A 24,837-nucleotide genomic window follows, 5' to 3' on the forward strand; every position below is an offset into this window, starting at 1 on the left:
TGCTTGGACAACTCCTCGTGAATCAAGTCTCCTTTTTCGCCTGTGAATCATACGGGCTGCATGCTGCAGATTCCGGTGATGTGAGTGCATGACAACCGGCTGGGCAAGTGAGATGCCTCTGGGGCATCGATGGCCAAATGTCGAGCTGATGCAGGTACGCCTCACCCACGGTATGGCCATGGTATGAATGGGGACCTGCGTGCTGTACTCAACTGCTGGCGCAGTGCTCAGATCCTGAGACCAGGTGGTCCTCTGTTGTGCTGCAGCCCATCTGCTCCATGATTCTGTTCATCGCATCGTAGACATGAGCAACCTGATCCTCCTCCAGATCCATCTCTCGGATTGGGAGCGACATGAGCACACCCATCTCCAGGCTGTAGCTCATATCATCATGCATTGAGGCACGCCTCACGCTGTTGAGCTTCTCGATGATCATCTCTGCTTCCGCAGACTCATCGCCGACCATCTCCATCCTCCATCCAGATGTTATGTACCTTATCAGCTCCATCCTAAGATCGTCGTTGATCCTAAGAACGTCCAGCATCTCGATGATCATCCCCAGAACGCTGCTCCTGAACTCGCCATGCTTCATCATCCTTGGGCCTGTGAAGACCGCCTCGTAGTAATCTGCAATACCGAGAAGTTTTTTGCGGATGTTTGATCTCGACATTCAAACCCACCGCTTCGGAGTCCAAGCCTCCTGCAAGCACTCAGTGGTTTACATCTACAGTTTTATAGTTGTCACAAATTAACTATATAGATGAAAATAGCCTATAGATGATCTGTAGATTGCTTGCTGCTCCAGGAAGCGGCCAGCATGCCACCTGCACAGTACGCCGACAATACGCTGACAATACGAACTGAGATCGTGGGAAATGGTTTATCTACAATGCACCCAACCCACGGAGCATGTTCACGATAATCACAGGCGCACAGTTTGGTGATGAGGGAAAGGGCAAGATCGTGGATCTGCTTGCGGAAAAGTATGATATCATAGCGCGCTTTCAGGGCGGGGATAACGCAGGTCACACTGTGAAGGTTGGGGATAAAACATACAAGCTCCATCTGGTACCGAGCGGCGTTCTTTTTGATAAAAGACTTCTGATAGGCCCGGGCGTGGTGCTAAATCCGAAGGTCCTCTGGGAAGAGCTCCAGACCCTCTGGGGAATGGGCATGAAGGTCGATCTCGGCATAGACCCGAAGACGAGCATAATAATGCCATATCACATAGAGATGGATGCTCTGAGGGAGAAAGCAAGGACAGCAAAGATAGGCACCACCAGGCGCGGGATAGGGTATGCGTATATCGATAAGATAGCGCGTGAAGAGGTGCAGATGGCAGACATCACCGATCCGGAGATGCTGAAGAGAAAGCTCGAGGAGATCGCTCCGGCGAAGGAATCTGCGATAAAGGAGATGGGTGGAGATCCATCCGTCGTGAGGGACGAGGCGCAGCTAAGAGCGTACCTGGAGATCGGAAGGGCTCTGAAGAACAACCTCACAGATGTATCGCTTGAGATAAACAGGGCGCTCGATGAGGACAAGATGGTTCTCGCAGAGGGCGCGCAGGGCGCGTTCCTGGATGTGATCCATGGCACGCAGAAGTTCGTCACATCGAGCTTCACAACAGCGGGCAGCGCGTGCGCCAACCTTGGGGTTGGTCCGGTGCGTGTCGATAATGTCGTGGGCGTTGTGAAGGCTTACATCACACGCGTGGGCGAGGGGCCGATGCCAACAGAGCTTAAGGACGAGATAGGAGACCGGCTCAGGGAGGCAGGCGGTGAGTATGGGACGACGACCGGAAGGCCGAGGCGCTGCGGATGGTTCGATGCCGTCCTGGGGAGGAAGGCGGTTTATCTGAATGGATACACGGAGCTTGCGCTGACAAAGCTGGATGTGCTCACAGGACTCAGACGGATAAAGATCTGCGTCGCATACGAGCTCGACGGAGAGATCCTGGAGTATCCGCCGGAGAGCACCTACGAGCTGGCGAGATGTGTCCCAGTGTATGAAGAGATGGAGGGGTGGTCTGAGAGCATAAGCGAGGCCCTCGATTACAGTGATCTGCCCCAGAACGCGCGGGCGTATGTGGAGAGAATCCAGGAGCTCATGGATGTGGATATAGCCGCGATATCTGTTGGACCTGCAAGGGAACAGACAATCTACATGGAGTGATCGCGTGGGGCGATCCCCAGGTCGTCTCTCGTGAATAGAGATTCGAGCTCGAATCCCGCCGCCGATAGGGCCTCCCGCCCTCCCTCCATCCTGTCCAGGACTGCAAGTGTTTGTATAGGGGTGTAACCCGCCTCCTCGAGCCGCTCGATCGATCTGAGCAGTGAATTGCCTGTGGTGACGACATCATCGACAACCGCAACCTTTGCGCCCGCCTCCATCAATGGCCCCTCAATGAACCTCCTCTTGCCGTGCCGCTTCGCCTTCTTTCTCACGATCAGGCCGCAGAGATCCCTCCCCTCCATATGGCCGACCACAATCATGGAGGAGACGATCGGATCCGCTCCGAGCGTCATCCCGCCGATAGCACTGACCTCAGGCCTCACGAGATCTAGGAGAAGCCTGGCTGTCAGATACGCCCCTCTCGGAGTGAGAACTATCCTCCTGAGATCGACGTAGTAGTCACTGGTGCGGCCGGATGAGAGGACGACTGTGCCGATCTCCAGCGCCATCTCTTTTATCAAGCTGAGAAGCTGCTCCCTGAGCTCTGACATTCTGACCTCAGCATTCTCAAAGCATGAATCGCTCGGAATCACTTCCGAGCAGCGATCTCCTCTTTGTATATCGGCGTTCCCTCTGACTCTGTGCACTCCCTGAAGAGCTTCATTAGGAGCTTTGTCACCGGCCCGGGCTTGCCATTTCCGATTACCCTGCCGTCGATCCTGGCGACCGGTGCGATCTCAGCTGCAGTTCCCGTAACGAAGACCTCCTCTGCGGTGTAGAGGTCAAAGAGCCCGAGCCTGGTCTCATGAACAGGTATTCCGTTCCTGTTCGCAAGCTCCAGCACGACCTCTCTGGTTATACCCTTAAGGTTGTTCAGCGTCGGTGGAGTGTAGATTTTGCCATCTCTCACAACAAATATGTTGTCGCCGCTGCCCTCTGAGATCGTGCCCTCCGCGTCCAGGAATATCGCCTCATCCCCTCCTTTTATATTGGCCTCTATCTTCGCGAGGATGTTGTTCAGGTAGTTCAGAGACTTTATGTTCGGGGGAAGCGCAGCTGGCGAGTTCCTCCTCACGGTGACTGTAATCGCGTTCAGCCCGACCTCGTAGAGGTCGCCGTACATCGCATCCCAGCTGATCGCTATTATGATGACAGTGGGCTTTGAGCACTTTCTCGGATCAAGGCCCAGATCGCCAACTCCCCTGGTGACCACAGGCCTGATGTACGCGTCTCTCAGATTGTTTCTCCGGAGGGTCTCGAGTATCGCCTCGCACATTTCCTCCTGCGTCATCGGTATATCGAGCATTATGGCCTGCGCTGAATCATAGAGGCGCCTGACATGCGCCTCGAGCCTGAAGACCCTGCCTCCGTATGCGCGAATGCCCTCGAAGACCCCATCTCCATAAAGAAGGCCGTGGTCGAAGACGGAGACCACAGCCTCCTCTCTCGGGACGAAGCTGCCGTTGACGTAAACGATGCTCATGGATGTCCTCCCAAATTGCTTAGGATAAATGGGTTTTGATACCATCGTATCGATGGATTTATTAAATAATGCATGAACCTAGGTGGTTACATCTTTATCGGATGTTGATGTTATGACACGACTTGGTTTCGTGGTTTCAGAGTTCAATAGGGATATAACATACCAGATGGAGCTCCTCGGAAGGGAGCATGCGCGATTTCTCGGCGCTGAGGTCGTGCAGACGATAATGGTTCCCGGGGTATACGACATGCCACTGGCTGTCAGAAAGCTCCTGAAGAGCGATGAGATCGATGCTGTTGTTGCAATCGGATGCGTTATACAGGGCGAGACAGCGCACGACGAGATAGTCGCACAGCATGCTGCAAGAAAGCTCATGGACCTCTCGCTGGAGTTCGACAAGCCGGTCACGCTCGGCATTAGCGGCCCGAGGATGTCCAGGCCAGATGCCCACAAACGTGTCGATTACGCCAAGCGCGCGGTCGAGGCAGCCGTTAAGCTCGTCAGGCGCCTGAGGGGGGAGTGATATGGTATCTAAGAGGCTCGCCTCGATAGAGGAATCCGCCACAATGAGGATCTCCTCTGAGGCCAAGCGTCTGAACTCAGAGGGGTTTGATATTATAGATCTCGGGGTTGGAGAGCCTGATTTCGATACTCCCAGACACATATGTGATGCAGCCTGCAGGTACATGTTGGAGGGAAAGACGAGATACACGCCGACGAACGGTATACCTGAGCTCAGAAGGGCGATCGCGAAGAAGCTTCGCGAGGAGAACAGGATACCAGCGGTGCCTGAGGATGTTATAGTGACTCCGGGAGCGAAGATGGCAGTCTTTGCAGCCATCCAGGCTCTTCTCGATGAGGGGGATGAGATGGTGCTCATCGGGCCATCATGGGTGAGCTACGAGCCCTGCATAAAATTCGCTGGCGGCAGGCCTGTATGGGCTGATGTCGACCAGGACTTCATGCCGATGGATCTTCCTGAGGCGATAACGGAGAGGACGAAGGCGATACTCGTGAACTCCCCGTGCAACCCGACCGGCGCAGTATTCGGGCATGAGGTGATGAAAGAGATCAGGGATATCGCTATCGACCACGATATCTATGTCGTATCCGATGAGGTCTATGAGAAGATAATCTACGGGCATGAGCACATAAGCATAGCCTCGCTTCCTGATATGGCTGACAGGACCATCACAATCAACGGCTTCTCAAAGTCATACGCAATGACCGGGTGGAGGCTGGGATACCTCACGGGCCCGAGGGATATGCTGAAATGGATCAGCAGGCTTCTCTCCCACTCTGTGTCCCACCCGACCACGTTTGTCCAGTGGGCAGGCATCGCAGCGCTTGAGGGGCCCCAGGATGATGTGAGGAGGATGACAGAGGAGTTCAGGGCCAGAAGGGACATTCTTGTGGACGGGCTGAGATCGCTGGGGATCAGATGCGCGCTCCCCGGAGGGGCGTTCTACATGTTCCCAGATGTATCTCACCTCGGCGGAGGAGATGTTTTCGCGGAGCGCCTGCTGAAGGAGGCGAAGATCGCGGTCACCCCCGGTTCCGCATTCGGTCCTGGGGGAGAAGATTACATAAGGATCTCCTACGCTACATCCCGGGAGCGCATCAAGGAGGCGCTGGAGCGCATGGAGAGCATGCTTAACAGCTAGCACACACTGCAGCTCTGGCACGCCAGGAGCTGTGTCAGGGGCGTTCGGGCCGGCATGCTCCCCTGCAGGTCAGCAGTAGTAGGTGCACCCCTGCAGGCGGCACTCATTTCTTTTTCGCATTCGCAAATAGATCGTGTCCGAATAAGTGGCGGGATCCAAAAATATGAGCCTTACAGATCTCGTTTGTCACAATTACTCTTCGCTTATCCGGACAGGTCTCACAAATGCATCACAAAAAAATTATATAAGATTGCGAGAACTCTTCCCTGCGAATGGTATACACATACTCAGTTTCCGAGCTCTGCACGAGGATCCAGGAGAGAATAACCGGTGACGTGAGGCTTCATGATGTCTGGGCATGTGGCGAGCTCTCCAACGTTGTGAACCACAGCTCAGGCCACAGGTACTTCACTCTGAAGGACTCCGAGGCTCAGATCTCATGCGTCATGTTCAAGAGACACGCAGAAGAGCTCGATTTCGTTCTCAGGAACGGAATGAACGTCAGGGTCTTCGGTGATGTTGGATTCTACAAGGGAAGGGGAAATGTCCAGCTCCAGGTGCGATCCATCTCTCCAGACACTGGCATCGGAAGGAGCGCGATGGAGCTGGAGTCTCTTCGCAGGAGACTGACAGCAGAGGGTCTGTTCTCGCCTGAGAGAAAGCGGCCTCTTCCCAGATATCCTGAGAGAATCGGGATCGTCACATCAATGGATGGGGCTGCACTTCGTGATGTAATACGCTCTCTCGGAAGATATCCTGCAAGAATCATACTCTCTCCGGCGACCGTGCAGGGGGATGCCGCTGCTCAGAGCATGATCTCCGCACTGAGAGCGCTGCGCGGAAGGGCGGATGTCATAATACTCTGCAGGGGTGGCGGCTCTGCTGAGGACCTCTCCCCGTTCAACGATGTGCACCTTGCGCGTGCGATAGCGGAGAGCGATGCTCCTGTCATATCAGCAGTGGGCCATGAGGTTGATGTCACGGTCGCCGATCTGGTCGCGGACGCGAGGGCATCGACGCCGACAGCTGCTGCGAAGCTCGCGGTGCCTGATGTGAGGGAGATCGAGCAGCTCCTGAGAAACATGGAGGATCAAATGACATGGGCGATCGATTCGCATCTGGAGCGCATAAGGTCGAGACTGGATTACCTCAGCAGGGGCATTGAGGCCCGCAAGATGTACGCCATCCTGGAGATGAGAAAGCTCAGGCTTCGGGATATATCCAGGAGACTTCTCGATGCCGAGAGATCGATCGTTGATTCGAGGGCGAGAAGGCTCGAGATCGCAAGGGCAAGACTTGATTCCGCAAGCCCTCTCGCTGTTCTCTCCAGAGGTTACACCATGGTTGTAGGTTCGGCAGGGGTTGTGTGCCATGCAGTAGATCTTGCAGTAGGGGAGGAGATCAGGCTTGTGTTCTCAGATGGAGAGGCGTGCTGCAATGTGAACAAAATCGAGATCAAACCCAGGTGAAGTGAACTGGACTGCGGCTGGAGACTATTATACGCCCGCAGAGCCCCTCACAACCACAAAGCTGCAACCCCCACGCCGCTTCTACGCTGCTGTAGACCTAGACCCTGAGCGAGTGGGGCTCGATGCAGCCCGCATCGCAGAGGAGGTGATCGTGCATCTCCTGAGCTGTGCAGACGTAAAGGTATCCCTTGATATCCAGGCCCGCTCCCCAGAGGGATTCCCCGAGGACGTCGTGCGGATCGTGAACGAGAACAGCAGAGACCTGAGGTTCAGTAACTCCGGTTTCGAGCCCGAGTAGCGAACTCGCAGGCCCTCTGAGAGCGAGCGTTTCCGCTTTAACTTACAGTCTGGGATACGTGATGCTCTTGAGACACTATCCTATGCATCTCCCCGGACTTTCAGCCTGTTAGCGAGGATTCTGACTCGAAGTAGTCGCACCGATCGACGTCCTCCAGCTCGATCACGACTGGTGTGCATGTTCCTGACCTTATCGCACTGAGTCTGGCCTGGAAGACTGCGCCCTCTGTTATATTGTACTTCTCAAGGAATGCCTGCCCAGGATACCAGGAGTTGCACAGCTGCAGCAGCAGGCTGCAGTTCCCGCTCTGGTTGAGGTAATCGGAGACCCACACAGGCAGCTCTTCTGATGGCGTGAACTCATACCTCACCTCGTACCCGGCATACCCTGGCCCGCCTGCGACCTCTGCCTGACCTATCGATTCGTTGGTCTGCGTCACAGAACAGATCGTGGCAGTTCCATTGTATATCTCGTACTCACATGGCCCACCGACCATTACCGGCACCTCTCCCGAGGAACTGTTGTTCATAAGATATGCATCTCCGCCCATCGACCCGGTGCTGGCAGCGTTAGCAACGGCTGCAAGCAACAGGAGGGGCAAGAAAAGAATGTTCATGCTTCTCATATGTCTCATAACGTGCTGATCGGTTATTATCTTTCCTCCATCTCCCAGCAGGGCATGGATAATCTCAACAGAGCTATTCATACCGCCTGAAGCATGCTTATGAGGCGGAAGGTTTAAATAAAGCTCTTGAGGTACAAAATGATACATTAATGTATTAAAAACTACATAATTGATCGTGGTGTTGCATCATGTACGGAAAAATGGTCAGGCTTGAGAGGATCGTGAACCGTGCGACAGGGCGCTCTGTCATAGTGCCGATGGATCATGGTGTTACTCTGGGGCCGATAAAGGGCATAAGATCCATGAAGAATACTGTGGATGCTGTGGCGTCATCTGGAGCAGATGCGGCTGTTGTTCACAAAGGCGCTGCGATATTCGGCCACCGTGGCTACGGGCGTGATCTTGGCCTGATAATTCATCTCTCCGCGTCCACATCGCTCGGGCCGGATCCGAACAACAAGGTGCTTGTGGCCACTGTGGAAGAGGCCCTGAAGCTCGGAGCAGATGGTGTCAGCATTCATGTCAACATCGGTGCAGAGGACGAGGCACAGATGCTCTCCCTCCTCGGATCAATCTCAAGAAGCTGCCAGGAGTGGGGGATGCCGCTGATGGCGATGATGTACCCCCGCGGGAGAAAGATCTCGAATGAGTACGCGGAGGAGTTTGTTGGACATGCAGCCAGGGTCGGCGCGGAGCTCGGGGCGGATATCATCAAAACATCCTACACTGGGGATCCAGACAGCTTCTCCCGAGTTGTGGATGGATGCCCTGTGCCGCTGGTTGTCGCGGGCGGACCGAAGGTCAGCTCAGAGATGGACCTGCTGAGAATGGTCAGGGACGCCGTAGATGCTGGAGCGAGTGGCGTCGCCATAGGCAGGAACATATTCCAGCACGAGAATCCCTCGATCATCACGAGAAGGATATGCGCCGTGGTGCACAGAGGGTACACGCCTGAGGAGGCGATGGAGATCAGAGGCCATGAGGATGTCAGGTAGCTCTTGTTTTTTATGGAGTGAGACCACCTGCAGCGTATGTGATAAAAAGAGGCGTCTGAGGATGAAAGCATTTGAAGCTCAGGCCATGTTTCTTCCAAAAATGGCCTGAGGCAGGTGGTTAACCCTCTACTGTCATGCTTTTAACTCTGTGGAGCGGAGAAGGCCGGTGGTGGCGGAAACCTCGGTCTTAAGGCATGAGCAGTTGACGGTGAGGTCTCCCCAAGGTCTCCCCAGGATCCTGATTCCCCGGATGGTGGTGCAAAACATATTGGCGGCCACCACGGGACAAGGGGCGCTGGCGATTGCTGTCACAGTTTTGAGACGACTTCGATAGTTACCCGCCCTCGAACCTCCGGACCAGCTCTTCCTTGATGCTCTTTATGGCCTCTACAGCAGGCCCACCCACATCTACAGGCGCCCTCCCGCTGAGGTCTGCCTCGATCAGATTCCTGTCGAAGGGTATCGTTCCGAGAACAGGTATTCCCATCTCCTCGAGCTTCTCCTTCACTATTCCGGGATCATCGGTTTTGTTGATCACGGCCAGCAGGTTTGTTATTCCTATGTTCTCGCCTAGTCTTTTAATGCGCTCGACGGTCTCTATGGATCTCAGGCCGGGCTCGACGACCACTATCATCGCATCAACGCCTCTCGCCGTGCCCCTGCCAAGATGCTCTATGCCCGCCTCCATGTCAAGTATCACGACATCTTTCTCCTTGGAGATGACATGCCTGAGAAGCGCCTTCAGGAACGCGCTCGCAGGGCACATACATCCGCTACCGCCCGTCTCCAGCGTGCCCATGACAGCAAACCTCACGCCATCAGGACCTATGCATCCGCATTTGTCTATCACATCATCTACTTTCGGATTCAGACGGTACATGCCCATCGGCATTCCCGCCCTCTCCTCAATGAGCTCTTTGTATTCGGTGATGGGCCTCGGATTCTTTTCTATCCCAAGAGCTGATCCGAGGTTCATATCAGGGTCCGCGTCTATCGCGAGAACCCTGTAGCCATCACGAGCGAACAGACGCGCAAGCGTTCCAGCGAGAGTTGTCTTGCCAACACCACCCTTTCCCGAGACTGCGAGCTTTATTGCGACGACCCCCAGAGTCTGTGTTTATATCCACGTAAAGGATATTGGTATATATCGTTTGCACCGGGGGGATCGAGCTGGTCGAGAGGATAAGAAAGAGGGATGGGCGAATAGTCGATTTTGACCCCTCGAGGATATCCAGGGCGATATCAAAGGCATTCAATGCGCTGGGCATCGTGGACGAGAAGACACCCGTGGAGCTCGCCGGAAGGGTCGTGGATGTAGTGGACGAGCGCTTCAGGGATGAAATACCGTCCGTGGAGGACGTCCAGGATATCGTAGAGGAGGTTTTGATAGACGCTGGTTACGCCCAGGTCGCCAAGGCGTACATACTCTACAGGCAGAGGCGGTCCGAGATACGGGAGGCGAAGCACTATCTTGGTGTTGCAGACGATCTCAAGCTGAGCGTCAACGCGATCGAGGTTCTGAAGAAGAGGTATCTGAAAAGAGATGAGTTTGGGAATGTCGTCGAGACCCCTGGGGAGATGTTCGAGCGTGTCGCTTCAGCTGTATCTGCAGTGGAGAGGCGCTACGAAGGCGATGCAGATGACGCCAGAAAGAAATTTCTCTCTATGATGAGATCTCTCAGCTTCCTCCCCAACTCCCCGACGCTGATGAACGCCGGCCTCCCCCTCGGCCAGCTCTCAGCATGCTTTGTGGTTCCTGTGGAGGACTCGATCGCTGGTATATTCGACGCTCTGAAGTACATGGCGCTGATACATCAGAGTGGTGGGGGGACTGGATTCAGCTTCTCCAGGCTCCGCCCGAAGGGGGACGTCGTCAGGAGCACTGGCGGCATCGCCAGCGGCCCTGTATCGTTCATGCGCATATTCGACGCCGCTACAGATGTGATAAAGCAGGGTGGTAGGAGAAGGGGCGCGAACATGGGCATTTTGAGAGTGGATCATCCGGATATAACAGAGTTCATCGCATGCAAGGATCGTGGCGGCATGGATAACTTCAACATCTCTGTGGCGATAACGGAGGAGTTCATGCGCCAGTGCGAGCGCGATGGATCTGTGGAGCTGATAAATCCAAGGACAGGAGAGGCGACCGGTGAGATGAGCGCCAGGGATCTAATGGTCATGATGGCGACGTACGCATGGCGCCGTGGTGATCCTGGAGTGGTATTCATCGACAGGATTAACGCGCTGCACCCTGTCCCGGGAATCATAGAGGCGACAAACCCCTGTGGAGAGCAGCCACTCCTCCCGTTCGAGTCATGCAACCTCGGTTCTGTGAACCTGAGCAGAATGGTTGAGAGAGGAGAGATCTCTTGGGACAGACTGGAGGAGACCGTAAGGCTTGCAGTCAGGTTTCTCGACGATGTCATAGATGCGAACAGATTCCCGCTGAAGCAGATAGAGGATGCGACACTGCGCACGAGAAAGATCGGGCTGGGGGTCATGGGGTTCGCCGAGATGTTGATCCAGCTGGGAGTATCGTACGCGTCACAGGATGCCCTCAGGATCGCGGAGGAGCTGATGGCGTTCATCACAAAAACAGCGCGCGAGGAGTCATGCGCCCTGGGGAGGGAGAGGGGGTCCTTCCCGCTCTTCGAGGAGTCCTCCTTGAAGAAATGGGATGCGATGAGGAACGCAACAGTCACCACGATCGCACCCACCGGCACAATAAGCATAATCGCCGGCACCTCCTCAGGCATCGAGCCGCTCTTCGCCGTGTCCTTTGTCCGGCACGTCCTTGAGGGAGCGAGACTGATAGAGAGCTCTCCGCTCTTCGAGAGGATGGCATCCGAGAGGGGCATAATGACGCCGGCGCTGAGGGCAGAGGTCGCGCGCAGGGGCTCGATACAGGAGATCCCGGGGATTCCCGATGATATTAAAGAGCTGTTCCTCACCGCCCTGGATATAAGCCCGGAGCAGCACGTCAGAATCCAGGCAGCGTTCCAGAAGCACACAGACAATGCGGTCTCGAAGACTGTGAACCTCCCGGAGAAAGCATCTGTGAGCGATGTCATAAAGGTCTACAGACTTGCGTACGAGCTGGGCTGCAAGGGGATCACTGTGTACAGATACGGCTCCAGGGAGCAGGTGCTCTACCTCGGAGAGCCAGACGCCCTCGCGAACGGCTGCAGGTTCTGCGGTGGATGAGTGAGTCTCTCTTTGAATCCCCCGATCATCCTGCCAAAACAAACCACCTCAACGAAGCTGAACAGATGCCGCGCATATCCCTCTGCAGGATCTCTCCGACTCATATCCCGAGATGCCTCATGAGATCCTTCGCGCTCAGTGTGTTTATCACATTAGATGGCTCCAGCCATCCCCGGCGTGCAACCGTAACACCGTATCGCATGAAGCCCAGCTGATCGGGTGAATGGGCGTCTGTGCTGATCGCCATCCTCACACCCATCTCCTTAGCGCGCCTCGCCCATTCATCACTGAGATCCAGCCTCTCAGGGTATGCATTGATCTCCATGATCGTGCCTGTCCTGGCAGCAGTCTCGAGAATCAAATCCATATCGACCCGGTATGGCTCCCTCCTCCCTATGATCCGCCCCGTGGGATGCGCGATTATATCGACGTGCTCGTTCTCCATCGCGGCCACAAGCCTGCTGTTGATCTCTCGCTCCTTCTGGCTCTGTGCCATGTGGATCGCTGCCACCACCACATCACATCTCTCCAGAATCTCATCCCTGTAATCCAGGCTGCCATCCGCCCTTATATCAACCTCTGTTCCAGCAAGTATCCTAAATCCCTCGAGACCCTCGTTCATTCTGTATATCGTCTCCACCTTCTCCAGGAGCCTCTCCTCAGAGATGCCTCCGGCTATCCCGACGCTCGGCGAGTGGTCTGTGATTGCTATGTACTCATACCCCAGCGATCTCGCGTGAGAGACCATCTCCTCGATGGATCCGACGCCATCAGACCATGTGCTATGGACATGGAGATCTCCTTTTATGCTGGACAGATCCACAAGCTCAGGGAGTCGATTGGCAAGCGCAGCCTCGATCTCACCGCGATCCTCCCTCAGCTCAGGGGGTATGTACTGCATGCCAAGCGCCTTGTACACATCCTCCTCGCGATCGAAGAAGAGCTCCTCTCCTGTGTCCAGCCTCTTGAGGGAGTACTCTGAGAGAGAGTAACCGCGCTGTAGTGCTATGCCGCGCAGCTTCACGTTGTGCTCCTTCGAGCCCGTGAAGTACTGGAGCAGGGTTCCGTATGATCTCGGCTCGACGATCCTCAGATCGACCTGAACAGTGCCCTCGATGATGATGCTGGCCTTCGTCGGGCCCTGGCCCAGAATATCATCGACCATCGGCATGCGAACGAAAGCAGCTATCGACTCTGATGGCCTTGATGATGTCGCCAGGATGTCTATATCCCCAACGGTCTCCTTACCCCTCCGGTAGCTCCCGGCAACGGTGATGTTGCTCAGCCCCTCAATACCCTCCAGGTGTCTCATGATATGCTCAACGATGCGCACAGCGACGCTGAGCGGTATGCGTGTGGAGCGCCTCCTGTGCCGCTCTATCGCCTTCAGTATGTTTGCCTCTTTCGTCGGCCCCATGCCGGGAAGCCTTCGGATTCTGTGCTGCCGCGCAGCAGCCTCGAGCTCATCAACTGTTGATACACCGAGCTTCTCGTGGAGGAGCGCGACAGTCTTGGGTCCCACGCCCTGGAGCTGGAGCAGCTCCTTCATGCCCTTCGGTGTGGAAGAGACGAGATCGTCATACGCTTTTATGTGGCCTGTTGTGAGGTACTCTGAGATCTTCTCTGCAATCGCCTTTCCAACCCCAGGTATTCTGTCAAGCTCTCCACGCCTCCAGACATCCTCGATATCCTCTTTAAGAGACTCGATGGCTCTCGCGGCTCTGCTGTAGGCTATCACCTTGAAGCGGTTCTCCCCTCTGATCTCCAGCAGCTCCCCCATCTCATAGAGTATGGCCGCGATCTCCTTGTTTCTCACATGATTAAATCGTACAAGGTGGTATAACAAACTTGGCTCATGTGGCTTCATGGCTGAGATCGATCCGCTCTGCGCGCAAACTCACAAAATCCATTGCAGCACAGGTTCCAGTGCTCTTTGGTTGTCTCGAAGGGCCTGGAATCTCAGATCACAACTTCCAAAAACAGCTCATCTCAGCTTATCCAGTGCTGAGCATGATGGATATCCTTCCTGCGACTGGACCGGTGTTATCATCACGTTGGACGTCGCGATGGCGCTCCCGCCCCTGCCCATGTTGATCGCTATGACTGTGATCTTGTCAAGAGAGATGTCCATGTAGTTTATCCTGGGCGCGCTCTCAGCGATCTCGCCGCCGTATGAGAGATCCCTCTCCATATTCGAGTTCAGAGCAACGAGATCTCCTGTGCTGGAAGGCGCGAGCTTGGCGAAAGACGCACTTGGTATCTCAGGGATATCTGTCTGCATTAAACTCAGGTTGCTGGATTTGCGGAGAAAATCCTGATGGAACGCCCGTACATCCTCTATGGAGAGACCCTGCACGCTCTCCTGGGCAGATGCATTTGCAAGAAAAATCAGTGCAACACCCGTCAGCAGAATCATAATGCTGACGGGCGATTGCATATTGTTCATAACCTCCTGCTACTCCCCTGCTCACTTCTGCTGTGTTGTTATTGTGACTGTGTTAGTGGCTCTGCTGCCGGCACCAGCGCCAAGGGCTATCTGCTGTGGAAGTCCGATCCTCTCGAGGTTGACGGTTGTTGGTGCGGCATTTCCAAGATCACAGCAGGCGTTTGCATCCTGGTTCTTGGTCACCGTCTTTGAGTTCGCTGCAACCGCGCCGAATGCCGCAACAGCCACATCCGGGCCTGCTGCGGAGTAGATGTCATCGTAGTTGTAGTTCTGTCCTGGAATGACCGGGAAAGCAAAGCCAGCGCCGCCCGCGGAGTAGACTCCATTGGCAGCTATGAACGCTGTCTGAGATGTGCCCATCCCAGCCATCGGGGCAAAGTCCTGGGCCATGGCAGTGGTCAACAGCGCCAGTGTCACAGCCAGCAATATCGCTCCTTTCATGTTTTTTTCACCACCCATACATCCTTTAGATGTAAGAGTTAATCTACTTGGAATTATTTATATTTTTTGGTAACTTTCTTAAGTCATGGTTATATATTCTAACAAAGATATCAAATGAATCTAACCGCATGCCTGCAATTAAATCTGATGGATAATAAATGCACTGGCCGTATGACAGTGCAGAGTCTCCCAAAAATGATCCAGGTCTCGACACCAGACATCGTATACTATCATAATATAATATTCAAAACTGAATAGCAAAGCTAACTCTGTTTGTTGAGAGAAACCCTTCGCGCAGCTAAAAGCCGCAAACCTGTGGAGGTAATGCTGTCAGTTACCCTTCAGTGCTACCCATCCATCGTTGCACTTTGTGCTCATGGAGTATAAACTTTCCGAAAATGATGATGAACACCGCAAGTGGTCTACCTTTGTTGAGTTGATCCGATGGGGTTGGCTCCCTGAATGTGTTTATTTTGAAAGATATCGACATCGAAATCGATATCCAGTGGTCTGTTAGTTTTTTGACGTCTCATTGTTTGGTTGATGGCTATGAATCGCCTGCAGTTATTTCTTTTGCGCTTATCCACACATCACAGGTAGATTACCACACCGTAAGAGCACAGAGAATCCGCACGCTCTTATCCATATGATAACTTACCCATAGAAGTACTGGTTCTGCTATGCATCCCTGGTGAATGAATAAGTGCGTTCAGCAACCACATTGTACGACCCACAAGTTGCCAAGCACATAAGAGCGAATACGCATGCTGTCTGTTTAGTAAAGCCGCCGATGGGATTCGAACCCATGAACTGCTGATATCCCGGAGCCTGAGGCTCATACGAATCAGCCGCTCTAACCGGGCTAAGCCACGGCGGCACAGGATGGTGTTGTGACAGATCCTGATTTAAGCATTGCGATCGTGAGAATGTGCTGCCTACATCACAAGTGCTTCCCCGGATCACAGACTCATCCGGATGTCAGTGTATTTCAGATGCATGCAGCCTGTTGGGGTCATGTGGCGTGTCAGCCGTCAGACAGCTCGTCCAGTAATTTGAGCCAGTGACCATGGTCCGGCTTAATCTCTGCAAACCACGCCGCAGACCGGGAGCTCTGCCAATTCAGGCGGTTGTCATTCATCTGGGACATACGAAGCGAGGATGGATTCAGGCCCTCCCCTCATCTCCAGTCTCGACCCTGTCAAGTATCGCCTTGAACTCTGCCCACAGCTCTATGGGTATGCGCACACCATTCTTCGACCACCCGGTATATCTCTCAGAGGTCAGGTACTCCCTGATATCCACACCCACAGACCCCCTGAACTCCGTCTTCCTGATCACAACCTCTGTGCTCTCGTTCTTTCTGATCCTCCCGATCTCCTCATCCACCTCGTTCACCTCCCAGGCTCCAATCTCCGCTCCTGCTAAATACTTTGTGCACCTACAAAATGAGAAACCTGCGAGATGTGAGCATGGACAGAGCACTCTTCGAGATGGAGTACATAAAATGGATACGGTCTGTTGCAGGGAAGGTCGGCGGCCGGATGGCATGCTTGTCAAAGCCTGAGCGTGATCGTCTGCTGAGCGAGTACATGAGGCTTGAGGATCCTCTGGAGGTGTTTCGCGAGCTGTCCAGCATCGATCGTGTCAAGGGCCTTCAATGCGAAAATACAGACAAACACATATTTCTGGAGACTGACACGATCAACTTCTTCCCATCGTTTGGTGGTGGGAGCAACGCGCTCGACTTCTCGATCTCGATGAGCAGGCGTATGTACTTCAGAGGCCTGTGGTTCTCGATGATCTCTCTGAACAAAAGTTATGTAGAGAGGGCGACGGAGAAGATGCTTCTCTTCACGCTCGAACATGAGTTTGAAGTGGCCAGAATATTTGAGGATATAACAAAGGATTCAGGCTCAGAGATAAGGAGATACGATTCAGAGCGCATAGGAAAACTGAACATTACTCCGGATGATCTGAGGGAGGATGAGAGGCTCTTTATGGAGCTGATCGAGACGCAGCCCCTACTGCCCAGGCCGTATGCAGAGATGGCTCTCCTCCTCTACCTTGAGGAGAACTTCTCGATCCTGAGATGCTTCGGCACCCCGAGCACCACTGCGGATGAGGAGGCGTTCGGCGCAGGCCTATACGAGGAGTTCACAGGATGGAAGGGGTTCACGCAGAACAGCTACAGGATATTCGTCTCTGAGATAAGGAGCAAGATAAGAGATGCATACGCAGGTTATGCATGAGAGCTGTTCGTGAAGTATTTATATAGTGTATGCAGTAGGGAGCATCATCGAGACTCGAGGAGATCCAAAATTGCCAAAACCGGAAGTTAACATAGGCATGGTCGGCCATGTGGACCATGGGAAGACCACACTGGTCAGGGCACTGTCCGGCATATGGACCGATCAGCACAGCGAGGAGATGAAGAGAGGTATATCGATCAGGCTTGGCTATGCCGATGCTACCTTCAGGAAGTGCCCTAACTGCCCAGCACCCGACTGCTACACCGTGGACGAGATCTGCAAGCACTGTGGATCCCCCACCAACATTCTCAGAACAGTCTCCTTCGTGGACTCCCCGGGGCATGAGACTCTCATGGCCACAATGCTCTGCGGGGCCGCAATAATGGACGGCGCAGTTCTGGTGATAGCTGCCAACGAGCCGTGCCCTCAGCCCCAGACGAAGGAGCATCTGATGGCCCTGAACATAACAGGGATAGACAAGATCGTCATCGTGCAGAACAAGATAGATCTCATCTCTAAGGAGGAGGTGCTGGAGCACTACAGGCAGATAAAGGCCTTTGTCAAGGGCACGGTTGCTGAGAATGCTCCTGTGGTGCCTATATCGGCTCAGCAGAACATAAACATAGACATGGTGATCCAAGCGATAGAGGAGGTTATTCCCACGCCGTCGAGGGATGCCAAGAAACCGCCGTTGCTGAAGATAGCGAGATCGTTCGATGTCAATCGCCCCGGAGCTCCGGTTGAGAAACTGATAGGGGGCGTTGTCGGTGGCACCCTGAGCCAGGGCGTGCTTCGAAAGGGCGACAAGCTCGAGATAGTCCCCGGCAGGCTCGTTGAGGCGGAGGGCAAGAAGCAGTGGGTCCCGATAGAGACCAAGGTGACGAACCTGAAAGCGGGTGGGGAGGATGTTGCAGAGGTCACCCCAGGAGGGCTGATCGGCGTCGGTACGAATCTGGACCCCGCGATAACGAAGAGCGATAATCTGGTTGGACAGGTTGCGGGCGCTCCTGGAAAGCTTCCTCCTGTGTGGCACAGCTTCGTTATGGACATGAAGCTCCTGGATAGGGTGGTTGGGTCCACGGAGGAGGCTGCTGTTGAGCCGATACATACAAGCGAGCCGTTAATGCTCAACATAGGAACAGCAACGACTGTGGGCGTGGTGACGAGCGCTAGGGAGAGCGGCAAGGTTCAGGTACAGCTCAAGAGACCGGTGTGCGCAGAGGTGGGAGACCGAGTCGCGGTCAGCAGGCGCATCGGTGCCAGATGGCGTCTGATCGGTGTCGGAACCATAGTCTCCTAGAGGTAGAGGGTGCTTGAAGGTACTCCTGGATACAAATGCGCTGATGATGCCCGAGCAGTTCGGCGTCGATATATTCTCCGAGCTCGAGAGACTGGGGTACTTCGATTATATCGTTCCAACAGCTGTGGTCAGAGAGCTCAGGGCGATCTCGAAGTTTGCAGAAAAAGGAAAAGACAAACGTGCTGCGAGTGTTGCGCTCGGCCTCCTTTCCAGATGCAGAGTCGTGGATGCAGATGGTGTGGCGGACGACGTCCTGGAGAGGCTGGCATCAGAGACAGGAGCCGCGGTGCTCACAGGAGATAAGGAGCTCAGGAAAAGATTATCTAAAAGAGGCATCACGGTAATCTACCTGCGCCAGAGCCAGTACCTCGAGATCGATGCGCAGGGGAGGTTCTGATGTACAAAAGAATGAAGCTTGAGGGTGTTGTGAGAATACCCCCTGAGGATATGGGCAATCCCTTGAACGACGCGGTGGAGATGGCCCTCCGGAATAAGTATGAGGCAAGAGTCGACAGGACGCTTGGCGCCATTGTGGCCATCCTCGGCGTTGACAGCATAGGAGAGGGCCGCATAATAGCTGGCGATGGCGCTGTGTATTACGATGTGATATTTGATGCGGTGGTCTTCAAGCCGGAGATGCAGGAGGTCGTGGAGGGGGAGGTCGTCGAGATAGTCAAGTTCGGTGCATTCGTGAGCATAGGACCGTTCGATGGTCTGCTTCACGTGAGCCAGATAACAGATGAGTACATGGCATACGATGAGAAGAACGCCAGGCTTGTGAGCAAGGACACGAACAAGTTCCTGGCGGAGGGTGATAGGGTCCGAGCCAGGATAATAGCCGTGAGTCTTAATGAGAGAGATCCTAAGGGTAGCAAGATCGGGCTCACGATGCGTCAGACAGGCCTTGGAAAGATCGAGTGGCTTGAGGCCCTCCGACGTGGTGAAATCTCAGAGGCAAAGGCAGAGGTGAAGGAGCAGGTGGAGGAGAGGGCCGAGCAGAAGGCGGAGGCTGAATGACCGAGCAGGCATGCCGTGAATGCCACAGAATCGTGGAAGGGCTTGTATGCCCGATCTGTGGATCGTCCTCGCTGAGCAAGGACTGGGCAGGATATATCGTGGTAATAGATCCAAGAGGCTCGGAGATTGCTGCAAAGCTGGGCATAACATTGCCCGGAAGATATGCCCTGAAGGTGCGATAGCTTGAGAGTTCTTGTACTTCCTGAGGAACTGCGTGATGAGCTGAAGGAGCCGCTTGGCGTCCTCTACAGATGTCATGGGGTTGAGTGCGTAGAGAGGATGTCTGATCATCTCAGAGCTGCGGAGAGGGTGATCGCGGTTGGGGATATAACCACGTTCTACCTCCTAAAGGCATCTTTCATACCAGACCTAATGATAGTCGATCACAAGACCAAGAGGTCTCCGGTCGAGGACAGCATCAAGCGCAGGCATCTCGAGGGGAGCTACAGGGTTGTGAATGTCGAGAATCCAGCCGGCACCCTCACGGAGGAACTTCTGGACGCGGTCCGCGAGTCGCTGAATGGATGCACGCCCACTGAGATCATAGTTGATGGCGAGGAGGATCTTGCGGCCCTGCCTGCGATACTCTACGCGCCACTTGGATCTGCTGTCGTTTACGGGCAGCCATCTGTGGGAAGCGTTCTTGTCATGGTCACACCTGAGAAGAAGAGAGAGATAGAAGGCATTCTTAGAAGAATGACCGTTAAAGAAAAGGTTTAAGAGATGTGTGAGAAGGTGATCCGATTATGGATATAGAGATTGTGAGCGAGCGTGAAAATCCGCTGCTGAAGAGACGGGAGATCGTGCTTAAAGTTATACACGGCGAGGGTCCGACGCCGACAAGGAAGAGCGTCGTTGAGAGGCTTGCAGCCATCAAGGACTCGAAGCCGGGACTGGTTGTAGTAAGAAAGATGAACAGCCTGTTCGGGAGGAGAGAGAGCATAGCCCATGCGAGGATCTACGAAAGCGAGGAGCGCATGAGGCAGGTGGAGAATCCGCATATAGTGAAGAGAAACGTCTTCACAGAGCAGAAGGAGGCCAGCTAGATGGCTGTGCACAAGTATTATCAGCTCAGCGGCGAGACGATAAAGGCCCGAAAGCCCATCTGTCCGAGGTGCGGGAATGGCGTCTTCCTCGCGGAGCACGAGGACCGGATGAGCTGTGGCAGGTGCGGCTACACAGAGTTTAAGAAGTAATCCAAGAAAAAGACGTGCCAAAAAGGGATGCGTTTAAGGTCATGGATTCGCAGGTCGTGGACTTAAACCATTGAATGGTTCTGCAAGAATCATTTGCTCCGATGGGAGATAACGTTTGGGTTGAGGGATGCGGGTTTCAAGGATAAGTACACAACCTGAGCACCAGAAAATGTTATATTGTCACAGAAAATAAAAGCAATCCAAGACTGGAGAGGTGATTACAGCATGAAAAAGCATATCCGCGAAAAGGAGATCATTAGGATACTTTCGGAGGAGAGCTATCATGGGAAGCTACCACGCGATATGCGCAATCACCTCTGTGAGAGCATCCATCACAACCAAGGCCTGATGGCGCGGCTAGCTAAGATGTAGCTGTTCGGACGTGGGGTGTCTGCGGCTTTTCTTTCTTAGCCATTCTTCTATCTTCTCGATTTTGTTGGTGCATTCGTACTTGGCGATTCTGGTTAACACCGATATGATCTTATCTTGCTCTTCATGTATGTAGACCCGTCGGCCCTTAAGATCATGTCAGCAAGATAGAAGGCCGTCCTCTTCTGTCCATCCCAAAAGGGATGCTGATCAGCCAAATACAGTGCCCAAGCTGCCCTCTTGAAGACATCCCTCTCTTTGTTGATCCTCTCCACAAGGTAATCGAGAGTGCCTTTATCTCTGATTCCCTGGATCTCCAGATCAGGACCTAGAAGGTCGTGAATCTCGATGATCATCTCCGCAGTGATCTTGTATCGGGTCATGACCAGCCTTCAGCCGCTTGATCGCTCAACAAGCCTCAACAAGTACAAATGCTTGATGAACCTCCCCGCTTCGTTGATTTAGCAGGCTTCGCGAATCACATGCACAGGGCATCAGATCGAGACCATCGCTCTCTCGCTCGTGAAATCTGCTGGGTCCATCGGGCTGCTCGACCAGGCCTCATCGATGCTGTCCAAGACCTCATCACCTGAGATCAGTTTGAGGTCTGTCAGATGGAGGCGCGAACGCTCTCCGAGCATCACGAACTTCGTCGGGTTGAACCTGAGGGCGACGGTGCTGTTTCCCTTTCTCAGCGAAGCTGTGTTCGCGATCTCCCCTATCACATCGCCATCATCGTTCCTGAGTCTGGCCGTGATCGTGTAGGTCCCGGGGACGTTGACCGTCACCCCGACACCGATAACTATGCTGCTTATCCTGCCTCCAGCGCGCTCGCTCATGTCTGCAAATCTCCTGCTGAAGTATGCCCTGGGTGGTTGGAACTCGGACGGGCTTTTATCGATGATCGCTGTCTCGTTGCGCTCATCTAAAACATCGCCGTCCTCTCCGTAGAGAAGAATGTCTCTGAACGAGAGAGGACCACATCCACCGCTCTTCCATACCTCACTCCCATCAGCTCTGAGCTCGATAACGCCAGTGTCGTGGATCCATGCGGAGCCGCTCATCCATTTGATCATCCTGCCTGAGCAGTCAAAGAGCCCCCCTTCAGCTCTGTAAACACCAGGAACAGAAACATTCACCGCGACCTTTATCACGAGGGTGTCTATAAATCCATCATTATCATCATCTTCAAAGCCGATGCCATCCACGCCCTTCACAGATGCGCCTGCAACCGTTACCATTACAGGTATCTCGAGGGTGCTGTTATCCCCCCGGAGCTCGAGATAACCACGAACCTCTTTTGCCGGAGCGTCCTTGGGCACTTTGAGCGTGATGTTCACCTCTCCAGCAGATCCCGACTGAATCTCATTTGGGCCCGAAACATCGAGCCATTCCCAGGGCTCTCTGGTGTGCAGCGTTGTTACGAGCTTGAAATCCTGTTTATCGGAAAAGAGATCGTAGCCTATGACAACGACAGTCCAGCTGCCGGGGGGCGGATCATATACCTGGATCTCCTCTGTGCTCTCATAGCCCTCTGATCGAGCTGCAAGCCTCCCGTCCGGCGAGTAAAGCCTGAGATCGAGATCGCTCTCCGAGTTATCCCAGAGCAGCCTGAGCGAGAGCCGCCGCACATCATCAGGCACATCGAACTTCGCGGTCCAGGAGAGCCTCTCGCTCACGTAACCCTCTATGCTGAACGATGTGCTGTTCTCCATGATTCCACTGTAGCTGATGTTTCTGAGTGGTAATCCGTCATTCAGCAGCTGTATTCCCGCAGATACCTCTCCGCCGGGTGCCACAGCGCCAGCATCCCATGCAGCCGGCTCGCCCCTCACAAAAGACCTCTCAACCCTGAGCAGGTATCTCTCCGAAGAGGTCGCGTTCCTCTGGTGCACCGCCAGGATCCATCTGCCGGACGCGGGGTTGGTGAGAACAGCCTCCTCCATGCCACCGGATGAATCCTCATGGTAGTACTCGCTCGTCGGCGCCAGCAGGAATAGATCCATCTCCGAGCTTCCAGACCAGATCAGCCTGCCTTTTATCTGCTGTGTTCCCAGAGGCACATCAAGATAGTAGTACCGCCAGGATCCAGGCGAGATCTCGTCGGCCACGGATGCGCTGCCCATGACCATGATCAGAGGCGTGGCGACCTCAACACGCACTGGCACCGAGACTATGGGGGTGCCCTTCTCGCAGATCTCCATCGATCCGGTGTAAACACCAGGTGCGGTCCCGTTCGGCACCTTTATGCTCGCGCCGAATACAGCATGGCTGTTTCCGGACAGGGATTCCGGCAGATCCATGACCGTTATCCAGCCCGCAACATCTCCCCTCACATCAACACTCAGGTTCTCCCGCGCTTTATCTGTGAAGAACACAAATCTGGTGGTCCAGTCCTCGTCGCCAGGCGCGAGCGCATATATCTTCTTCTGCGGCCTGTCAGCGCCCGAGTCGAGGCCTGCTGAGACCGCCTTCCCACCGCTCATGAACGCCCATCTACCCGCAATCCAGCGGTCGGGCATGACCCCGCAGAGATCGTCGCTCAGAAGTCTGTACGAGTTATAGGCGTTCACGAGCCCGGCCCCCTGATAGTATGGCTCGTACTCCTCTCCGAGCGTGTTGTTCAGACGGACAGCTCCCTTCAAAAGTGCTGCCTTCACACCAGCAGGGCTCAGCGATGGATCCTTCTGGAGGAGCAGCGCTGCAACGCCTGCAACAGCTGGCGTTGATAGCGAGGTTCCAGAAGATTTTGCGTAGTAGGTATCAACATACTTGAGATCATTGCGCCCCAGAGGAGCTGATGCTATGACGTTGACCCCAGGAGCGACGATATCCGGCTTCGTTCTTCCATCCCTCGTGGGCCCGGATCCGCTGAAGTCTGCAATATGTCCCCTGCAATCTGTGGCCCCCACTGTTATGACCTTCACGCCATCTCCCGGAGAGTCAATGCATCCGCTGAGGGCGAGCAGCAGAACAAAGAAAACCATCAATTTAACCGTTGTTTCCGGCTGCAACACAGACCACCGCTCCGGCATCCATCGCTTTATCAGCGGCCATCGTAACTGGCGGATTCGTCTCGCCGAGGTTAAGCCCTGCCAGGCTCAGGCTCAGAACTTTGGCGTTGTTATCAAGAGACCACTCGATCCCTGCGATTATATCCGAGACCTTTCCGTTGCCATCGCTCCCTATTACCCTGACATTCAGCAGCTGCGCTCCAGGTGCTATGCCTTTGTATCTCCCCCCAGATGCCCTTCCGGAGCCGGCGATGATTCCCGCACAGAGCGTTCCGTGCCCGACAAGATCATCCGTCGTGTCCTCTCCTTCCACGAAGTTCTTTTCGCCGATGACCTTTCCGATGAGATCTGGATGGTTCTTATCGATCCCCGAGTCTATGATGGCCACTATCACTCCTGAGCCGTCTATGCCCTCGGCCCACACCCTCTCTGCATCGACCATCTCCGATGGGCATATCGAATCCGCATCCTGTGAGGAAACAGGGGCTGTGACGCTCACATCTCCGTCCAAGTAGATCCCCTCAACACCATCATCGGCAGCGAGCCTTTTTATCTCATCACTTTTGCAGACCGCGGAGATCCCATTTATGAGATGGTATCTGTACCGAACATCAATGCCGTCTAGATTGGGAGAGCATCCCTCTTTGAAGAGCACTATCACCGGTACTGGCTCATCACTGCTCATCATCCTCTCAACCGCTGGATCGATATTCGAGCTATCGGTATGCGCAAACTGCAATGAGAGCAGAAGGGCCGCAGCGAAAACGAGCGCAAGATGCTCACGTCTCATAACTCCTCCAGGGTACGGGGATGGCGTGCTCGGGAGCGTCTGGAACCATCCCGCTCCTCACACCCCTTGAGAGATAATGCTAAATAAACCTGCTCTTCAAGA

General features: G+C 54.3%; 27 protein-coding genes and 1 tRNA gene. 15 read left to right on the top strand and 13 right to left on the bottom strand.

The genetic code is table 11. The features are described 5' to 3' along the window. Window positions 1-208 precede the first annotated feature (208 nt). Window positions 209-670: a hypothetical protein gene (locus MTHE_RS06795; protein ID WP_011696473.1), complete on the bottom strand. Its 462-nt coding sequence runs from the start codon at window positions 668-670 to the stop codon at window positions 209-211. A 239-nt stretch (window positions 671-909) separates the two neighbouring features. Here MTHE_RS06795 and MTHE_RS06800 point away from each other — a divergent pair, with 239 nt between their 5' ends. Beyond that, on the top strand, window positions 910-2,175 hold the full coding sequence (locus MTHE_RS06800; protein WP_011696474.1) for an adenylosuccinate synthase: 1,266 nt from the start codon (window positions 910-912) through the stop codon (window positions 2,173-2,175). Here MTHE_RS06800 and pyrE read toward each other — a convergent pair. After that, window positions 2,163-2,726, bottom strand: a complete 564-nt coding sequence (gene pyrE, locus MTHE_RS06805) for an orotate phosphoribosyltransferase (RefSeq protein WP_011696475.1) — start codon at window positions 2,724-2,726, stop codon at window positions 2,163-2,165. The genes MTHE_RS06800 and pyrE overlap by 13 nt on opposite strands. A gap of 38 nt (window positions 2,727-2,764) precedes the next feature. After that, window positions 2,765-3,658, bottom strand: coding sequence for a branched-chain-amino-acid transaminase (ilvE, locus tag MTHE_RS06810; RefSeq protein WP_011696476.1), 894 nt, complete (start codon window positions 3,656-3,658; stop codon window positions 2,765-2,767). 112 nt (window positions 3,659-3,770) lie between these two features. On the opposite strand from ilvE, the gene ribH reads away from it, so the two are divergent. The 4 genes from ribH (at window position 3,771) to MTHE_RS06830 (ending at window position 7,089) form a co-directional block, all read left to right on the top strand. Continuing rightward, window positions 3,771-4,181, top strand: coding sequence for a 6,7-dimethyl-8-ribityllumazine synthase (gene ribH, locus MTHE_RS06815; RefSeq protein WP_011696477.1), 411 nt, complete (start codon window positions 3,771-3,773; stop codon window positions 4,179-4,181). A gap of 1 nt (window position 4,182) precedes the next feature. Then, window positions 4,183-5,322 carry a pyridoxal phosphate-dependent aminotransferase gene (locus tag MTHE_RS06820; protein WP_011696478.1) on the top strand — a complete coding sequence of 380 codons (1,140 nt, stop codon included), beginning with the start codon at window positions 4,183-4,185 and terminating at the stop codon, window positions 5,320-5,322. 272 nt (window positions 5,323-5,594) lie between these two features. Continuing rightward, complete coding sequence (gene xseA / locus MTHE_RS06825) at window positions 5,595-6,791, top strand: exodeoxyribonuclease VII large subunit (RefSeq protein ID WP_011696479.1); 1,197 nt, start codon at window positions 5,595-5,597, stop codon at window positions 6,789-6,791. Between the two features lies 1 nt (window position 6,792). Continuing rightward, on the top strand, window positions 6,793-7,089 hold the full coding sequence (locus MTHE_RS06830; RefSeq protein WP_011696480.1) for a hypothetical protein: 297 nt from the start codon (window positions 6,793-6,795) through the stop codon (window positions 7,087-7,089). A 100-nt stretch (window positions 7,090-7,189) separates the two neighbouring features. On the opposite strand, the gene MTHE_RS06835 is transcribed toward MTHE_RS06830, so the two are convergent. After that, window positions 7,190-7,618, bottom strand: a complete 429-nt coding sequence (locus MTHE_RS06835) for a hypothetical protein (protein ID WP_011696481.1) — start codon at window positions 7,616-7,618, stop codon at window positions 7,190-7,192. A 284-nt stretch (window positions 7,619-7,902) separates the two neighbouring features. On the opposite strand from MTHE_RS06835, the gene MTHE_RS06840 reads away from it, so the two are divergent. Next, entirely contained in the window at window positions 7,903-8,709 is an 807-nt protein-coding gene (locus MTHE_RS06840; RefSeq protein ID WP_011696482.1) for a 2-amino-3,7-dideoxy-D-threo-hept-6-ulosonate synthase, read from the top strand. Between the two features lie 334 nt (window positions 8,710-9,043). Here the strand turns inward: MTHE_RS06840 and MTHE_RS06845 are convergent, their stop codons facing one another. Further along, window positions 9,044-9,802 (bottom strand): ATP-binding protein, encoded by a 759-nt coding sequence (locus MTHE_RS06845; protein WP_175266066.1) that lies wholly within the window; start codon window positions 9,800-9,802, stop codon window positions 9,044-9,046. A gap of 44 nt (window positions 9,803-9,846) precedes the next feature. On the opposite strand from MTHE_RS06845, the gene MTHE_RS06850 reads away from it, so the two are divergent. Then, complete coding sequence (locus tag MTHE_RS06850) at window positions 9,847-11,913, top strand: adenosylcobalamin-dependent ribonucleoside-diphosphate reductase (protein WP_011696484.1); 2,067 nt, start codon at window positions 9,847-9,849, stop codon at window positions 11,911-11,913. A 100-nt stretch (window positions 11,914-12,013) separates the two neighbouring features. Here the strand turns inward: MTHE_RS06850 and polX are convergent, their stop codons facing one another. The 5 genes from polX to MTHE_RS06875 all read right to left on the bottom strand — a co-directional run bounded on the left by polX (window position 12,014) and on the right by MTHE_RS06875 (window position 16,195). Next, the gene (polX, locus tag MTHE_RS06855) at window positions 12,014-13,729 is read right to left on the bottom strand and encodes a DNA polymerase/3'-5' exonuclease PolX (RefSeq protein WP_232840839.1); all 1,716 of its coding nucleotides are present in this window, start codon (window positions 13,727-13,729) and stop codon (window positions 12,014-12,016) included. A 168-nt stretch (window positions 13,730-13,897) separates the two neighbouring features. Continuing rightward, complete coding sequence (locus MTHE_RS06860) at window positions 13,898-14,329, bottom strand: hypothetical protein (RefSeq protein ID WP_175265894.1); 432 nt, start codon at window positions 14,327-14,329, stop codon at window positions 13,898-13,900. Between the two features lie 51 nt (window positions 14,330-14,380). Then, window positions 14,381-14,800, bottom strand: a complete 420-nt coding sequence (locus MTHE_RS06865; protein WP_011696487.1) for a hypothetical protein — start codon at window positions 14,798-14,800, stop codon at window positions 14,381-14,383. Between the two features lie 782 nt (window positions 14,801-15,582). After that, a tRNA-Thr gene (locus MTHE_RS06870) sits at window positions 15,583-15,677 on the bottom strand. Window positions 15,678-15,964: 287 nt separating this feature from the next. Then, a complete protein-coding gene (locus tag MTHE_RS06875; RefSeq protein WP_175265895.1) occupies window positions 15,965-16,195 on the bottom strand; it encodes a PC4/YdbC family ssDNA-binding protein in 231 nt (76 codons plus the stop codon). 74 nt (window positions 16,196-16,269) lie between these two features. Between MTHE_RS06875 and MTHE_RS06880 the strand changes: the two genes are divergently transcribed. The 8 genes from MTHE_RS06880 to MTHE_RS06915 all read left to right on the top strand — a co-directional run bounded on the left by MTHE_RS06880 (window position 16,270) and on the right by MTHE_RS06915 (window position 20,562). After that, window positions 16,270-17,049 (top strand): hypothetical protein, encoded by a 780-nt coding sequence (locus MTHE_RS06880; RefSeq protein ID WP_175265896.1) that lies wholly within the window; start codon window positions 16,270-16,272, stop codon window positions 17,047-17,049. Window positions 17,050-17,119: 70 nt separating this feature from the next. Next, a complete protein-coding gene (locus MTHE_RS06885; protein WP_011696489.1) occupies window positions 17,120-18,349 on the top strand; it encodes a translation initiation factor IF-2 subunit gamma in 1,230 nt (409 codons plus the stop codon). A 13-nt stretch (window positions 18,350-18,362) separates the two neighbouring features. Continuing rightward, the gene (locus MTHE_RS06890) at window positions 18,363-18,746 is read left to right on the top strand and encodes a type II toxin-antitoxin system VapC family toxin (protein WP_011696490.1); all 384 of its coding nucleotides are present in this window, start codon (window positions 18,363-18,365) and stop codon (window positions 18,744-18,746) included. Continuing rightward, window positions 18,746-19,366: a DNA-directed RNA polymerase gene (locus MTHE_RS06895; RefSeq protein WP_011696491.1), complete on the top strand. Its 621-nt coding sequence runs from the start codon at window positions 18,746-18,748 to the stop codon at window positions 19,364-19,366. The genes MTHE_RS06890 and MTHE_RS06895 overlap by 1 nt, the downstream gene beginning before the upstream one ends. Further along, the gene (gene spt4 / locus MTHE_RS06900; protein WP_011696492.1) at window positions 19,363-19,548 is read left to right on the top strand and encodes a transcription elongation factor subunit Spt4; all 186 of its coding nucleotides are present in this window, start codon (window positions 19,363-19,365) and stop codon (window positions 19,546-19,548) included. Before MTHE_RS06895 ends, spt4 begins: the two co-directional genes overlap by 4 nt. Before the next feature lies 1 nt (window position 19,549). Further along, window positions 19,550-20,086, top strand: coding sequence for a GTP-dependent dephospho-CoA kinase family protein (locus tag MTHE_RS06905; RefSeq protein ID WP_011696493.1), 537 nt, complete (start codon window positions 19,550-19,552; stop codon window positions 20,084-20,086). A 26-nt stretch (window positions 20,087-20,112) separates the two neighbouring features. Further along, window positions 20,113-20,412, top strand: a complete 300-nt coding sequence (locus MTHE_RS06910) for a 30S ribosomal protein S24e (RefSeq protein WP_011696494.1) — start codon at window positions 20,113-20,115, stop codon at window positions 20,410-20,412. Continuing rightward, a complete protein-coding gene (locus MTHE_RS06915) occupies window positions 20,413-20,562 on the top strand; it encodes a 30S ribosomal protein S27ae (protein ID WP_011696495.1) in 150 nt (49 codons plus the stop codon). A 464-nt stretch (window positions 20,563-21,026) separates the two neighbouring features. On the opposite strand, the gene MTHE_RS06920 is transcribed toward MTHE_RS06915, so the two are convergent. The 3 genes from MTHE_RS06920 to MTHE_RS09265 all read right to left on the bottom strand — a co-directional run bounded on the left by MTHE_RS06920 (window position 21,027) and on the right by MTHE_RS09265 (window position 24,735). Continuing rightward, entirely contained in the window at window positions 21,027-21,287 is a 261-nt protein-coding gene (locus MTHE_RS06920; RefSeq protein ID WP_175265897.1) for a Fic family protein, read from the bottom strand. A 138-nt stretch (window positions 21,288-21,425) separates the two neighbouring features. Continuing rightward, window positions 21,426-23,918: a S8 family serine peptidase gene (locus MTHE_RS06925; protein ID WP_217417052.1), complete on the bottom strand. Its 2,493-nt coding sequence runs from the start codon at window positions 23,916-23,918 to the stop codon at window positions 21,426-21,428. A 4-nt stretch (window positions 23,919-23,922) separates the two neighbouring features. Next, window positions 23,923-24,735, bottom strand: a complete 813-nt coding sequence (locus MTHE_RS09265) for a S8 family peptidase (RefSeq protein WP_175265899.1) — start codon at window positions 24,733-24,735, stop codon at window positions 23,923-23,925. Window positions 24,736-24,837 lie beyond the last annotated feature (102 nt).

Origin of the sequence: Methanothrix thermoacetophila PT, assembly GCF_000014945.1 — an archaeon.
Taxonomy (GTDB): Archaea; Halobacteriota; Methanosarcinia; order Methanotrichales; family Methanotrichaceae; genus Methanothrix_B; species Methanothrix_B thermoacetophila.

Coding starts and splice junctions, on each gene's coding strand:
- MTHE_RS06835 (WP_011696481.1), bottom strand. CDS start 7,618: ATGAACAACAGTTCCTCGGGAGAGGTGCCGGTAATGGTCGGTGGGCCA.
- MTHE_RS06860 (WP_175265894.1), bottom strand. CDS start 14,329: ATGATTCTGCTGACGGGTGTTGCACTGATTTTTCTTGCAAATGCATCT.
- MTHE_RS06880 (WP_175265896.1), top strand. CDS start 16,270: ATGGACAGAGCACTCTTCGAGATGGAGTACATAAAATGGATACGGTCT.
- ribH (WP_011696477.1), top strand. CDS start 3,771: ATGACACGACTTGGTTTCGTGGTTTCAGAGTTCAATAGGGATATAACA.
- MTHE_RS06840 (WP_011696482.1), top strand. CDS start 7,903: ATGTACGGAAAAATGGTCAGGCTTGAGAGGATCGTGAACCGTGCGACA.
- ilvE (WP_011696476.1), bottom strand. CDS start 3,658: ATGAGCATCGTTTACGTCAACGGCAGCTTCGTCCCGAGAGAGGAGGCT.
- MTHE_RS06895 (WP_011696491.1), top strand. CDS start 18,746: ATGTACAAAAGAATGAAGCTTGAGGGTGTTGTGAGAATACCCCCTGAG.
- spt4 (WP_011696492.1), top strand. CDS start 19,363: ATGACCGAGCAGGCATGCCGTGAATGCCACAGAATCGTGGAAGGGCTT.
- xseA (WP_011696479.1), top strand. CDS start 5,595: ATGGTATACACATACTCAGTTTCCGAGCTCTGCACGAGGATCCAGGAG.
- MTHE_RS06820 (WP_011696478.1), top strand. CDS start 4,183: ATGGTATCTAAGAGGCTCGCCTCGATAGAGGAATCCGCCACAATGAGG.
- MTHE_RS06920 (WP_175265897.1), bottom strand. CDS start 21,287: ATGATCATCGAGATTCACGACCTTCTAGGTCCTGATCTGGAGATCCAG.
- MTHE_RS06915 (WP_011696495.1), top strand. CDS start 20,413: ATGGCTGTGCACAAGTATTATCAGCTCAGCGGCGAGACGATAAAGGCC.
- MTHE_RS06925 (WP_217417052.1), bottom strand. CDS start 23,918: ATGGTTTTCTTTGTTCTGCTGCTCGCCCTCAGCGGATGCATTGACTCT.
- MTHE_RS06865 (WP_011696487.1), bottom strand. CDS start 14,800: ATGAAAGGAGCGATATTGCTGGCTGTGACACTGGCGCTGTTGACCACT.
- pyrE (WP_011696475.1), bottom strand. CDS start 2,726: ATGTCAGAGCTCAGGGAGCAGCTTCTCAGCTTGATAAAAGAGATGGCG.
- MTHE_RS06800 (WP_011696474.1), top strand. CDS start 910: ATGTTCACGATAATCACAGGCGCACAGTTTGGTGATGAGGGAAAGGGC.
- MTHE_RS09265 (WP_175265899.1), bottom strand. CDS start 24,735: ATGAGACGTGAGCATCTTGCGCTCGTTTTCGCTGCGGCCCTTCTGCTC.
- MTHE_RS06795 (WP_011696473.1), bottom strand. CDS start 670: ATGTCGAGATCAAACATCCGCAAAAAACTTCTCGGTATTGCAGATTAC.
- MTHE_RS06910 (WP_011696494.1), top strand. CDS start 20,113: ATGGATATAGAGATTGTGAGCGAGCGTGAAAATCCGCTGCTGAAGAGA.